The organism is Eikenella sp. Marseille-P7795 (assembly GCF_916618725.1).
GTDB lineage: Bacteria > Pseudomonadota > Gammaproteobacteria > Burkholderiales > Neisseriaceae > Eikenella > Eikenella longinqua.
On record NZ_CAKAJZ010000002.1, the window covers coordinates 79,014 to 92,081 of the forward strand.

12 protein-coding genes and 2 tRNA genes are annotated in these 13,068 nt (G+C 57.8%); 1 reads left to right on the forward strand and 13 read right to left on the reverse strand.

Annotated elements, in window-relative coordinates:
• Positions 1-15 precede the first annotated feature (15 nt).
• Positions 16-1,809: a translation elongation factor 4 gene (lepA, locus tag LG371_RS03745; protein ID WP_067589637.1), complete on the reverse strand. Its 1,794-nt coding sequence runs from the start codon at positions 1,807-1,809 to the stop codon at positions 16-18.
• Positions 1,810-2,159: 350 nt separating this feature from the next.
• Between lepA and LG371_RS03750 the strand changes: the two genes are divergently transcribed.
• On the forward strand, positions 2,160-2,762 hold the full coding sequence (locus LG371_RS03750) for a YhcB family protein (protein WP_067589640.1): 603 nt from the start codon (positions 2,160-2,162) through the stop codon (positions 2,760-2,762).
• Between the two features lie 264 nt (positions 2,763-3,026).
• Here the strand turns inward: LG371_RS03750 and LG371_RS03755 are convergent, their stop codons facing one another.
• From LG371_RS03755 to LG371_RS12370, 12 genes are all read right to left on the reverse strand, one after another.
• A complete protein-coding gene (locus LG371_RS03755; RefSeq protein ID WP_067589643.1) occupies positions 3,027-3,803 on the reverse strand; it encodes a ferredoxin--NADP reductase in 777 nt (258 codons plus the stop codon).
• A 257-nt stretch (positions 3,804-4,060) separates the two neighbouring features.
• A complete protein-coding gene (locus tag LG371_RS03760) occupies positions 4,061-4,579 on the reverse strand; it encodes a thermonuclease family protein (RefSeq protein WP_179945885.1) in 519 nt (172 codons plus the stop codon).
• 50 nt (positions 4,580-4,629) lie between these two features.
• Entirely contained in the window at positions 4,630-5,223 is a 594-nt protein-coding gene (locus LG371_RS03765) for a non-canonical purine NTP pyrophosphatase (RefSeq protein ID WP_067589646.1), read from the reverse strand.
• Positions 5,220-5,495 carry an NGO_0222 family membrane protein gene (locus LG371_RS03770; RefSeq protein ID WP_067589649.1) on the reverse strand — a complete coding sequence of 92 codons (276 nt, stop codon included), beginning with the start codon at positions 5,493-5,495 and terminating at the stop codon, positions 5,220-5,222. The genes LG371_RS03765 and LG371_RS03770 overlap by 4 nt, the downstream gene beginning before the upstream one ends.
• Positions 5,496-5,850: 355 nt before the next feature.
• Positions 5,851-6,981 carry an outer membrane protein assembly factor BamC gene (gene bamC / locus LG371_RS03775; RefSeq protein ID WP_067589652.1) on the reverse strand — a complete coding sequence of 377 codons (1,131 nt, stop codon included), beginning with the start codon at positions 6,979-6,981 and terminating at the stop codon, positions 5,851-5,853.
• 31 nt (positions 6,982-7,012) lie between these two features.
• Positions 7,013-7,888 (reverse strand): 4-hydroxy-tetrahydrodipicolinate synthase, encoded by an 876-nt coding sequence (dapA, locus tag LG371_RS03780; RefSeq protein WP_067589655.1) that lies wholly within the window; start codon positions 7,886-7,888, stop codon positions 7,013-7,015.
• A gap of 513 nt (positions 7,889-8,401) precedes the next feature.
• On the reverse strand, positions 8,402-10,108 hold the full coding sequence (locus tag LG371_RS03785) for an ABC transporter ATP-binding protein/permease (protein WP_067589658.1): 1,707 nt from the start codon (positions 10,106-10,108) through the stop codon (positions 8,402-8,404).
• Positions 10,109-10,560: 452 nt separating this feature from the next.
• Positions 10,561-10,635 (reverse strand) — tRNA-Glu (locus tag LG371_RS03790).
• Between the two features lie 5 nt (positions 10,636-10,640).
• Positions 10,641-10,717 (reverse strand) — tRNA-Arg (locus tag LG371_RS03795).
• Between the two features lie 131 nt (positions 10,718-10,848).
• Positions 10,849-11,421, reverse strand: a complete 573-nt coding sequence (locus LG371_RS03800) for a carbonic anhydrase (protein ID WP_225747783.1) — start codon at positions 11,419-11,421, stop codon at positions 10,849-10,851.
• A 126-nt stretch (positions 11,422-11,547) separates the two neighbouring features.
• On the reverse strand, positions 11,548-11,955 hold the full coding sequence (locus tag LG371_RS03805; protein WP_067589664.1) for a bacteriohemerythrin: 408 nt from the start codon (positions 11,953-11,955) through the stop codon (positions 11,548-11,550).
• A gap of 254 nt (positions 11,956-12,209) precedes the next feature.
• Positions 12,210-13,046: an OmpA family protein gene (locus LG371_RS12370; RefSeq protein ID WP_370632654.1), complete on the reverse strand. Its 837-nt coding sequence runs from the start codon at positions 13,044-13,046 to the stop codon at positions 12,210-12,212.
• Between the last annotated feature and the right edge of the window lie 22 nt (positions 13,047-13,068).

Here is a 13,068-nt window from a genome sequence, read left to right on the forward strand (position 1 = left end):
GTAGCCTGAATGCGGTTATTTGTCTCCCACCTGCAAAATCGCCAAAAACGCGCTTTGCGGGATTTCCACATTGCCCACCTGCTTCATGCGCTTTTTACCGGCTTTTTGTTTTTCCAGCAGTTTTTTCTTGCGCGTGATGTCGCCGCCGTAGCATTTGGCCAGCACGTTTTTGCGCAGCGCCTTCACGTTTTCGCGGGCGATAATCTGGCTGCCGATGGCGGCCTGCACGGCGATGTCGAACATTTGGCGCGGAATCAGCTCGCGCATTTTCGCCGCCAGCTCGCGGCCGCGGTGCACGGCGTTTTGGCGGTGCACAATCAGGCTAAGCGCGTCCACCTTGTCGCCGTTCACCATAATGTCTAATTTCACCAGGTTGGCGGCGCGGAATTCTTTGAAATGGTAGTCGAGCGAGGCATAGCCGCGTGAGGTGGATTTGAGCTTGTCGAAAAAGTCCATCACCACTTCGTTCATCGGCAGATCGTAAGTGAGCATCACCTGACGGCCGAGATACTGCATATTGAGCTGCACGCCGCGCTTCTGGTTGCACAGCGTCATCACGTTGCCCACATATTCTTGCGGCACGAGGATGGTGGCGGTGATAATCGGCTCCAGGATGGATTCCACCGTGGCCAAATCCGGCAGTTTGGACGGATTTTCCACTTCGATATGCTCACCGGTTTTTAAAATCACTTCATACACCACGGTGGGCGCGGTGGTGATCAAATCCATGTCGAATTCGCGCTCTAGGCGTTCCTGCACGATTTCCATATGCAAGAGGCCGAGGAAGCCGCAGCGGAAGCCGAAGCCCAGCGCTTGCGATACTTCCGGCTCGAATTTCAATGAGGCATCATTCAGTTGCAGCTTTTCCAACGCATCGCGCAGGGCTTCGTAGTCGTGACTTTCCACGGGATACAGCCCGGCAAACACCTGGCTTTGCACTTCTTTGAAGCCGGGCAGCGGCTCGGCGGCGGGATTGGCGGCGAGCGTTACCGTGTCGCCCACTTTGGCCGAACCCAGCTCCTTGATGCCGGTAACCAAAAAGCCCACTTCACCGGCAGAAAGCTGCTGTTTCGGCAATGATTTCGGCGTGAACACGCCAAGCTGCTCCACCAAGGTTTCGGCCTTGGTGCTCATGAAGCGCACTTTGTCTTTCAGCTTGATGATGCCGTTTTTCACGCGGATCAGCATTACCACGCCCACATAATTGTCGAACCACGAATCGATAATCATGGCCTGCAAAGGCTCATCCGGGCTGCCCGAAGGCGCGGGCACTTTGGCCACAATCTCTTCCAGCACGTCTTCCACGCCCAAACCGCTTTTGGCGGAGCAGGTAACCGCGTCCACCGCGTCGATGCCGATGATGTCTTCGATTTCCTGCGCCACGCGGTCGGGGTCGGCGGCGGGCAGGTCGATTTTGTTCAACACAGGCACCACTTCCACGCCCAAATCGATGGCGGTGTAGCAGTTGGCCACGGTTTGCGCTTCCACGCCCTGCGATGCGTCCACCACCAAGAGCGCACCTTCGCAGGCGGAGAGCGAACGGGAGACTTCGTAGGAGAAATCCACATGCCCGGGGGTGTCGATTAGGTTAAGCAGATAGGTTTCGCCGTTTTTGGCTTTGTATTGCAGCGCGGCGGTTTGCGCTTTAATCGTGATGCCGCGCTCTTTTTCGATATCCATGCTGTCCAAAACCTGCGAACTCATTTCGCGGTTTTCCAAGCCGCCGCAGTATTGGATGAAGCGGTCGGCCAGCGTAGATTTGCCGTGGTCGATGTGGGCGATGATGGAGAAATTGCGGATATTGTTCATAATGGCCGGGCAGTTAAGTGTGCTGTCGTTATGCGGATAAGGCGGAATCGGCAAAGCAGGCTACCTGAAAATGATGTCTTGGTAATGCCAAGGCTGAGTTTCTGCGAAGCTAAAGCGTGAGCTTCAACGCAGTTAAAAATATTAGGCGCGCTGCCGAAACCGAACTGCGCATTTTAGCCGAAAACGCTTGAAGCTGCCCGAGAATTTGCAGCAGGCCGGCCATTGGGGCGCTCCCGGCTGCGGCGCTTATGCCCGCTGCGGCACAATCCGCCTATCCCGCCCTATCGGCCCGCCCGAAAATTGCTATACAATAGCGCATCTGCGCCCGTCTATTTCCAAGGAGAAACCACATGAACAATCTGCCGCTCATCACCCAACTTCTGCTGGCCGGCCTCGGCGGCTTCCTTATCGGCGTCCTCATCACCCTCTTGCTCAAACGCGGCAACCGCAAGCAGCAAGCCGAATTGGAAGAAGCAAAAAAAGCCCTGCAAGACTACCGCGAAGCCGTAAACCACCACTTTATCGACACCGCCGACGCCGTGGACGAGCTCACCCGCAGCTACCAAAACGTGTTTGCCCAGCTCAGCCGCGGCGCCGAAGAGCTGATGACGCCCGAAGCCTACCGCAGCCAAATCGAGCAGCGCAGCGGCCAAACCATCACCCTGTCTTACCTCGCCGACGCCGAAGCCCCCGATGCGGCAGACGCGCCCGAGCAGCGCATCCAGCTGGTGCCGTACAATGCGCCCGTGCCCCAGCAAAACGACTTAGACGAAGCCGATGCCGCCGCCGATGCGCCCGTGTTCAACCCCGCGCCGAACACCGCCAGCGTCGAGCTCGCCGCCCAGCCTGCCGAAGCGCCCGCCGCCGACAGCGCCCCGGCAGCCGAGCCCGCTGCGGAAACTGCCGCCGAAGCAGAATCTACCGCAGAAGAAGAACCTGCGCCCAAAGCTTAGCAGCCAACCCACACCAAAAGGCTACCTGAAAAGTGCGGACATTTTTCAGGTAGCCTTTGTGTTGCCTGCTATGGCTGAAACGGGTGTTCAAACAAGCAATATAGTGGATTAACAAACTGGCTGCAAAACAAGCGGCAGCTTTAAGGCTACCTGAAAAAGGCTACCTGAAAGCGCAAGCTTCAACGTAGTTAAAACGAGCTCCGCGAGTTTCTGCGAAGCTAAAATTTTCAGGTAGCCTTTCGGTTTATCGCGGCAAGCCGGCGTTTATTGGTCCACAAACGCGCGCTCGATCAGATAATCGCCGCGCTGCCCCATTTTGGGCGACACGGTGAGGCCGAAGCTGTTGAGCACGTCGCTGGTGTCTTTGAGCATGGCCGGGCTGCCGCATAGCATGGCGCGGTCGTCTTGCGGGTTGATGGGCGGCAGGCCGATGTCGGCAAACAGTTTGCCGCTCTTCATCAGGTCGGTGAGGCGGCCTTCGTGTTGGAAGGGCTCGCGCGACACGATGGGGTAGTAGATGAGCTTTTCGCGGATCATTTCGCCTAGGTATTCGTGGTTGGGCAGCTCTTGGGTGAAGCGGTCGTAGTAGGCGAGGTCTTTTTTGTAGCGCACGCCGTGCACGAGGATCACTTTTTCAAACTGCTCATACACTTCCGGATCCTTGGTGATGCTCAAAAACGGGGCGATGCCGGTGCCGGTGGAGAGCAGGTAGAGGTGTTTGCCGGGGTTGAGATCGCCGCAAATCAGGGTGCCGGTGGGCTTTTTGCTGATGAGCACTTCGTCGCCCACTTTGAGGTGTTGCAGGCGGCTGGTGAGAGGGCCGTCGGGCACTTTGATGCTGAAGAATTCGAGGTGCTCTTCCCAGTTGGCGGAGGCGACGCTGTAGGCGCGCATCAGGGGTTTGCCGTCCACCAGCAGGCCGACCATCACGAACTGGCCGTTTTCAAAACGCAGGCTGTCGTCGCGGGTGCAGGTGAAGGTGAAGTAGGCGTCGGTCCAGTGGTGGACGGACAAAACTGTTTGTGTGTTGAAGGCTGCCATGTTGTCTTTCTGAAAGGGTAACACCGCGCGGCGGCGGAAAAATTTGCGAATTATAGCATTGTGTTGGGGTGCGGAGAACTGGTTTGCAGGGTCGGGATATTTTTCGCTTCGCGGAAACTTGCCTTGCCCGTTTTAACTACGTTGAAGCTTGCGCTTTAGCTTCACAGAAACTCCACCTTAGCTTCGCCAAGACATCGTTTTAACTGCGTTGAAACTCACGCTTTCAGGTAGCCTCTAGCCTGCGCGGCGGCCAAGGCTCAATGCGGCCTGCGCTGCTGCCGGCGAAACTGCCACGGCGCTTGTGGCGCATCCTGCCGCCACACGCCGGCACGGCGCTGTTTGGCGCCCTCTTCCGCTGCGGCATAGGCGGCGTAGGCCGACGGGCTCTGGCGCTGCCGGGCAAAACGGCGGTAGTGCCAGGCGCAGCCGTCGGCAATCTGCTGCCGGTTGATGTCGGCGCCGTTGAGGCGGATATAGGCCACCTGTCGGCCGTGCGGGTCGGTGTCCACAATTTCGGCCTGCACGCGCCGGTGCAGCACTTGTTCGGCCAAGCGATTGCGGCAGGAGCGGCCTTGCGGCTGCTCCAGCTCGGGCGCGTCGATGTCGGCAAGGCGGATTTTGTGCCGCTGCCCGGCGTGATCCAGCAGATGCAGGCTGTCGCCATCCCACACGCGTACCACTTCGCCGCTCACGGTTTCGGCCTGCGCGTGCAGGGCAAACAGCAAAACCGGCAGCAGCGCGATGGTGTTAGCTTTGCAGAAACTCGCTTTGCCCATTTTCAGGTAGCCTTTGCGGCGCCGGGATAGAAACCAGCTCATTTTGCCCATCACCGCCAATCGGCGCGGATTTTCGCCAGCAGCTGCTGTACGGCCTGTGCACGGTGGCTGAGGCGGTTTTTGGTGTCCGGCGCAAGCTGGGCGGCGGTTTGCCCCAGCTCGGGCAGGAAGAAATGCGGGTCGTAGCCGAAGCCGTGGCTGCCAGCAGCTTCGTGCTGCCATTGCCCGTGCCACACGCCTTCGGCAATTAGCGGCTGCGGGTCGTTTGCATGGCGCACCAGCACCAGCAGGCACACGTAATACACGGCCAAATCGCCCCGTGCGGCCAAATCGGCGCCTAGCTTGGCATTGTTGGCGGCATCGGAGCGCGGCTCGCCGGCATAGCGTGCGGAAAGCACGCCCGGCGCACCGCCCAGCGCGGGTGCGCAAATGCCGCTGTCGTCGGCCAGCGCGGGCAGGCCGCTGTGCCGGCTGGCGTGCCGCGCCTTGGCCAGCGCGTTTTCCACAAAAGTGCAGTGCGGCTCGGGGCATTCGGGCACGGCAAAATCCGACTGCGCGCGCACCCGCCAGCCCAAATCAGCAAACAGGGCGCCAAATTCGCGCAGCTTGCCCGCATTGCCGCTGGCCAAAACCAATTCTTTCATGGCGTATCCTTTGTTTCCGCTACGTTTTCCGTTGCTGCCGTTTCGTTGCCAGCCAGTGCTGCCTGCGCCTGCAAGGCGGCCAGCTGCTTCTGGCGCAAAAACTTGCCCAACGCCATCATCTGCCCGGCCACACACACGAAAGCAGCCACAAAAGAGGCAATGGCGGCGGGAATATAACGCAATATAATCAGGCAGTTACCCAGCAACAGCAAGAGAATGAAGAGGATGGTAAACAGCGCGGTGAGTTTGAGGTAGCGTCGGGTTTTATTCATGGCGGAACTGGAAAACGGGGAAGCCGTTTACGGCGTTTTCTCGAAGATTTGAAATGTTTGTGAACGGGTTGCAACCCTAATTCTGGTTTTCAGGTAGCCTTCCTGCCACCCAAAACAAAGTCGGGCGAAAGTTATTTCGGAGCCCGGCAAGCGGCGTATTGTAGCAGCTCTTTGCCGCTTTTTGTTTGGCGCAGCGGCTTGCTGGGCATGGCGGCTACCTGAAAACCGCAGAGGCTACCTGAAAGTGTGAGCTTCAACGCAATTAAAACAGTTGGAGCAAAATTTCAGGTAGCCTCTATGCGGCAAACACAAAAGCAGCCTTTAACGGGCATTAAAGGCTGTTTCTCAATCACGTTTAGCGCAACTCGTTATACAGTCGGCTCAGCCAAGTTTGCGCGTCGCGGCCTTGGTAGGGGCTGCCGTCTTTGTTGGCCAGCAGCAGCTGGCTGGCGTTATTGCCCTGCGGCTGCACCACCACCACGAATTCGGGGCGTGCCTGCGGCTCGGCGGGCTTGCTGCTGCGGCCAAACAGGCGGCCGAAGAAGCCAGGCTTCTCGGTGCGCACGGCCTCACCTTCCGACGGCGCCACCTGCACCAGATAGGCCTGGCGCTGGGTGTTTTCGCCGGTTACGCTCAGGCCGATGCGGTCGAGCGCGAGGCCGACGCGGCGCCAGTTGCGCGCTTGGTCGCCGCGCAGGGTGAGCTGGCCGTTTTGCAGGCTGGCCAAGTCGCCGCTGCGGGCGGCGGTGGTTTGCTGCTGCTTGAGCGCCTGCTCGATTTGCTGCTCATCGGCACCCAGATACTGCATGAAGCGGCCGAGCAGCGCGGCTTCCAAATCGGTGTCGCGGGCGGAGGGCTGCCACATAGTGGTGTCTTTGTTGCGGTCGGCGTAGGTTTCCTTCATGCCGCGGTGGGTGAAGAATACGTCGGTGCCGCCTTTGCTGTTACGCTCGAGGCGGATGGTGAACTTGTCGCGCTCGCCGGTGGAATACACGCCGCCGAGGCCGACACGCTCAAACAGACGGCGCAGGCCGTCTTGCGGCAGCTTGGCGCGGTTTTCCGCCCAGTCGGTTTCCATCAGGCCGATGCCGGGCTCTTCGCGGGCAATCACAAAACCCTGCTCCTGCCAGAAGGCGTGCAGCAGCGGCCACACTTCGGCCGGATTTTTGTTGGCGATATTCAGCCAGCGCTGGCTGCCTTCGCGCTGGATGGTAATGTTTTTCACTTCGGCCAGCACGGGCGTGCCGGGGCGGTTGGCAGCGGCCTGACGGTTGCGGGCCACGTCGGAAGCGCGCACCGCGCCGCCGGCGGGCAGGCTGTAGGCGTTGCCTTGGGCGGGGTTGTCCAAATCGGGCGGCACTTCCAGATTGACTACCTTGCGGTTTTCGGTTTGGTAGTCCAGTTTGGGCGCTTCTTCGCCTTTGGAGGCGCAGGCAGCCAAGAAACCGGCCATCAGCAAAGCGGCAGGCAGTTTGAATACGTTCATACAGCAATCCTTCAGAGTGGGAAAACTTGGTTTAAATCAGTTGCAGGTTTTGCAGGGCGGCAGCCACGCGCGCCTGGCCGGCCTCGCTTAACGGCATCATCGGCAGGCGCACGAAGCGGCCGCACAGGCCGAGCTTTTCCAGCGCCCATTTCGGCGCGGCGGGGCTGGGCTCGCAGAACATTTCCCGATACAGCGGCACCAGTTTGGCATTCAGCGCGCGGGCTTCGGCCAGATTGCCGGCCAAGGCGGCGCGGCACATATCGGCAAACAGTTTGGGCGCCACATTGCCGGCCACGGTAATCACGCCGTGGGCGCCACACAGCATGGCGACCATGCCGGTGGGGTCGTCGCCGGAATACACGGCGAAGCCTTCGGGCGCGCGGTTGATTAAATCGATTTGGCTCCCGATGTTGCCGCTGGCCTCTTTCACGCCGATGATGTTCGGGATTTCGGCCAAACGCAGCACGATGTCGTTGCTCATGCTCACCACGGTGCGGCCGGGCACGTTGTACACAATCATCGGGATGTCGGCGGCTTCGGCGATGGCGGCGAAGTGGCGGTAGATGCCTTCCTGCGGCGGCTTGTTGTAATACGGCACCACCGACAGCGTGGCATAGGCGCCGCTGCCGGCCACGGCGCGGGAAAGCGCGATGGCGTCGGCGGTGCTGTTGGTGCCGGTGCCGGCGATAACGGGAACGCGGCCATCGGCAAAGCGGATGGCGGCTTCGATCACTTCAATCTTCTCCGGCACGCTCAGGGTGACGCTTTCGCCGGTGGTGCCCACGGCCACGATGCCGTCGGTGCCGTTGGCAATGTGCCAATCAATCAGGCGCTGGAATTGTTCGTAATGGACGCTGCCGTCTTCACGCATCGGGGTGATGATGGCAACAATACTGCCGGTCAACATGGCGTAACCTTTACTTCTGGATGGTCTGAAACGGGGCGATTGTAGCCTATTTTCCGGGCTTGTGCGAAATATTGCACAGTTTAAAACTCGGCCGGCGGCAGCATCTGCCGCGCTGTGCCGCCCTAGGGCTATCTGCATGGCGGGCAAGGGTTTCTAAGCCGCGATATGGATTGGCAAAACATTTTTCAGGTAGCCTCTTTCTCTATCCAAGAGGCTACCTGAAAATTTTTCCAAACCGTTTTTGCTGCCAGTTGAAGCTCCGCCTGCTTGCCGTTCGCGCTTGAACGAAACCCGCTTTGCTCGCTTTAGCTTCACATTTTAACTTCGCAGAAACTTAGCGTTGGCTTTGCCAAGACAACGGTCCACTGCGTTGAAGCTTGCGTTTTAGCTTCGCAGAAACTCCGCCTTGCTTTGCAAGACATCATTTTAACTCCGTTGAAGCTCACGCTTTCAGGTAGCCTGAATTGCTGCTTGAGGCTACCTGAAAACGGAGTTTCTGCGAAGCTAAAAACCTCAGCCCTGCTCCGCACCAGCAAAGGGCGCCAGCTCAATGCGCCGCTCAAACATCCCCTGAATCGCCGCCTGATGGCTGATGCCCACGCACAGCACATCGGGCAGGCATTGGCGCAGCGTGCGCATGAGTTCGGCGGCGGACGCGTCGTCCAACTGGTTGGTGGCTTCGTCGAGGAACAATACATCGGGGCGGTGCAGCAGGGCGCGGGCGAGGCTGAGCCGCTGCTGTTCGCCGCCGGAAAGAGTTTTGTGCCACTCGTATTCGGTATCGGGGTCGAGCGCGAGCAGGCGCGGCAGGCCGACTTGGGTCAGCACGGCGGCGATGGCTTGGTTATCGGGCGCGGCGGCGTATGGGTAGGCGAGCACGTTGCGCAGACTGTCGTGCGGCAGGTAGGGGCGTTGAGGCAGGAACAGGCTGCGGCCGCTGATGGCGAAGCGGCCTTGGTAATACGGCCACAGCCCTGCCAGCGCGCGCAACAGGGTAGATTTGCCGATGCCGCTGCGCCCTTCCAGCAGCAGCCATTCGGGCGCGCGGGCGGCGAGCGAAAGATGGTGCAGCAGGGTGCGGCCGTCGGCGGTGTGTAGGGTCAGGCTATCCACTTCCAAGCGGGCGGCATGGCCGTGTTCCGCGTGTTCATGATGTGCAGGCTGCTTTTGCGGTGCGCTATCCAGCGCGTTTAGGGCTACCTGAAAACCGGCCAAACGTTCCACCACGGATGCCCATTCGATGATGCGTTTGTAGTAGTCCATAAACCAGCCGAAGCCGTCCTGCACGTTGGAAAACGCGCTGCGTGCCTTCATCATGTCGCCGAAAGTGAGCGTGTGCGCCAGATACATGGGCAGCGTGGCGATGATGGGGATGAACATGGACAGGCGCAGGTAGGCGGCGGAAAAGGTTTCCAGCCGCAGCTCGCGGCCGATGAGTTCGCGCCAGTTGTGCCGCACGGCTTCAAAGCGGCGGTTCAGGCGGCTTTGCTCGGCATTTTCGCCGCGATACAGGGCGATTTGCTCGGCGTGGTCGCGCACGCGCAGCAGGGTGGCGCGGTAGTCGGCTTCGCGGTGCTGGCGTTCCACATTGAGCGGTTGGAGTTTGCGGCCGATGAGATGGGTAACGAGGGTGCAGGCTGCCGAGTAGGCCAGCGCGACCCACACCAGATAGCCGTATATCGTGATGTTTTGCCCGAAAATTTGGAAGGTTTGCACGCCGGAGAGCTGCCACAGAATCACCACAAACGCGCCGAGTTTGGCGGCGTTCATGATGAAATATTTGAACAAATCAATGCTTTTTTCCGACAGCAGGAAAATGTCTTCGGCAATGCGTTGGTCGGGGTTGTCCGGCTCGCCGCCGGCTTGCAGTTGCAAGCGGTAGTGGCGGCTGCGGCCGAGCCATTGCCGCTGGAACTGCTGCGTGAGGTGGCTGCGCCAGCGGAACAGCAGGATTTTTCGCAACCAGTTGCCCAGCGCCACAAAGGCGGTAACCAGCGAAATATACAGCAAAAATTCGCCCACCAGCGCGGGCATGGCACGGCCATCGAAGGCGGCCAGCGCATCGTAAAACGTTTTGTTCCAATCGGTAATCAGCACGCTGACGCGCACGATGGCGAGCGAACAGCCGACCACGGCGGCCAAAAGCAGCCATTCGCGCCACTGTCGACGGGCAAACCAAAACGGGGCGGCAAGGACAAGGAAACGGCGGAGGGTGTTCACAAAATGAGGCTACCTGAAAGCACAAACTTCAACGCAGTAGACAGATGTCTTGCAAAGCAAGGCGGAGTTTCTGCGAAGCTAAAGCGTTAAGCTTCAACGAAATTAAAACGAGCATAGCGAATTTGGTTAAAACAATGGACTAGCAAACCAAGGCGGTTTCGGCAAAGCTAAAGTGCCGGCTTCAACAATGCTAAAGGGGCGCGAGCAATATAGCGATGAAGTTTTTCACTACGACATAACTACGGCTTGCTAACCTGTATCGAAAAGCAATACGGCTCACCGCAGGCAGCAAGGATTGGAAAGCCGCTTGAATGTGTCATTCAAAAAACACAGATAAACAAAAAGCTTAATTCCGTGTTCCAGAATTAAGCTTCAATAAGGTATTTATCTTTTTTAAGGTATTTATCTTTTTTATTTTTCCAAAGCCCAGAATTAACTTAGCCTTCGAATCTTGGCACGCCCAGGGGGAATCGAACCCCCGTTACCGCCGTGAAAGGGCGATGTCCTAACCGCTAGACGATGGGCGCATAATTGGCGCACCCGGAGCGATTCGAACGCCCGACCCTCTGGTTCGTAGCCAGATACTCTATCCAACTGAGCTACGGGTGCGCTGTGGAGTCTTGGATTATAGATAGCCTTGCAATTTGAGTCAAGCTATTTCTGCAAAAATATTTCTGTTTTTCTGCAAATATCATTTAGCTTATTCATTCATAAGCACAAATAGGCTACCTGAAACTCGCCTACCCCGCATCTGCCTCATTACCGTTTACCACCAAGGTCAATTTGCCGGTGGTCGGGTGGATAACCATGCCGTGCACGGCAACGTAATCGGGCATCAGCGGATGTTGGCGGATCATCTGCACTGTGTGCCGCACGCTGTCGTCGGCATTGTCGAAGCCGGTAAGCCAGCCGTCCAAATCGATACCGGCATGGCGCAGGGTGTTGATGCTTTCGTCGGAAATGCCGGCAGCGCGGGCTTTATCGAGCAAATGTTTGGGTGAAAAGCCGCACATGCCGCAATCGTGGTGTGCCACCACCATGATTTCTTCCACATTCAAATCAAACACCGCCACCAGCAAGCTGCGCATCACCGAACCCCACGGGTGCAGCACCACTGCGCCGGCATTGCGGATTACTTTGGCGTCGCCGTTTTTCAGCCCCATCGCCGCATACAGCAGCTCCATGATGCGGGTGTCCATGCAGGATAAGATCGCCAGTTTCTTCTCGGGATATTTGTCGCTGAAAAACTGGATGTATTCGCCGCTTTCCACGAAGCGTTTGTTAAATTGCAAAATGTCGTCAAGCAGTTTCATGATTTTCCTTTCATGTGTGAGCGCGCTTGGGCGGCATTATATACCCTCCCGGCTTTTTGTTTGCAGACAAACAAAAGGCTACCTGAAAATATTTTCAGGTAGCCTCTACGGCATGGCGCGCCTCGATTAAGAGCGGATGCCTGATGCCTTCACGCTTTCGATGTAGCCGTGGTCATTGATGCGGATGTGGCGGAACAGCCAGCCTTCGCACAAGTCAATCACTTCATCCAAAGCGGCAGCATCGCCGTTGTGGTAGCGGGCTTGCAGGGTGCTCATTTTGTTCACAAAGTTTTCGTGCACTTTTCTGTGCGGCTCCAGTAGGCGGTATTGCGCTTCGGCCAGCATCATTTCTTCGTAGCTGAAGTGCTCAATGGTGTAGTCGATCAAATGCTGGAATTCGCGCTCGATCGCTTCTTGGTCGCCGCTTTGTTTGGCATCGTAGAGCTGATTAATGTAATCCACCAGTTTGCGATGTTGGTCATCAATATCTTCAAAGCCCGTATCCAAATCAGATGTCCAATATACAAAAGCCATTTTCGTCCCTCTTTAAGTAAACATAAAACCGATTGCCGCCGGCAATCACTCTCCCTTTGCCGGCCGGCAACACTCCAAACCGAATTTTGCCAATCTTGGCAAACAAGCGGCAATCCGGTATCACAATCTTACCGATTCACCAAGCAAGTATTATGCCAGCTTGTGTAGTAAACGTAAATAAACCCTTCTTGCTCAACAAGAAGGGTTCTCACTTACTGATTATCTAGCGCTTATTTCAACTGAAACGGCAGCAATCAGCGGCGGGTGCCATAGCCGTCCACTTGGATTTCCACACGGCGGTTCGGCTGCAGGCAGGCAATCAGCTCGTTGCGGCTGCCGCGGTTGTCGCACTGTTTCACCGGCTGGGATTCGCCCATGCCCACGGCACGGATTTTCTCTGCCGGCAAGCCTTCGCCCGCCAGATAACGGCGCACGGTTTCGGCTCGCTGTTGCGACAGGTTTTGGTTGTAGGCATCGGAACCCAAGTAGTCGGTGTGGCCGATAACGGTGATGCTGTTGAGCTGCTCGAAGCTTCTCAGCTTGGCGGCCAACTCGCTCAGCTCTTCACGGCCGCGCGGCTGCAAATCGCGCTCACTGCTGCGGTCGAAGGCAAAGAGTACGTCTGCACTCAGGGTGTAGTGCTGCTGCATCGCTGCGGCAGCCTGAGGCTGCGGCGGGCAGGTGGCATCTGCCGGATCAACAGCTTTCCAATAAGTGCTGCCGCTGAATCTGTTCTTGTCGAACAATACTTTAAATTGGCAGGTGGTCACGCCATTGGTGCCTTGGCCGGGGGTGTGGAAGTGGAACAGATAGTTCCATTCGCGCGGGCGCCACACTTCGTTGTAATGCGGGCGGCCGAGCAGGTAGTAGAGCTCGTCTTTAGTCAAGCCCGGCTTCACTTGCGACAAGCTGCCCAAATCGGGGAAGGTGCCGCGTTTGTTGTTGAACGAAACGCTGTCCCACTTCGGCCACACCGGCTCATCGGTGCTGCCGTCTGCTTTCACTTTCGACAAAGAAGAACAGGCCGACAAGGCAAGCGCCGCTGCCGCCACCACTGCCGCACGGCTGGCTAATTGAACAAATTTCATCATCTTTCCTTTTATCTTGTTTTAC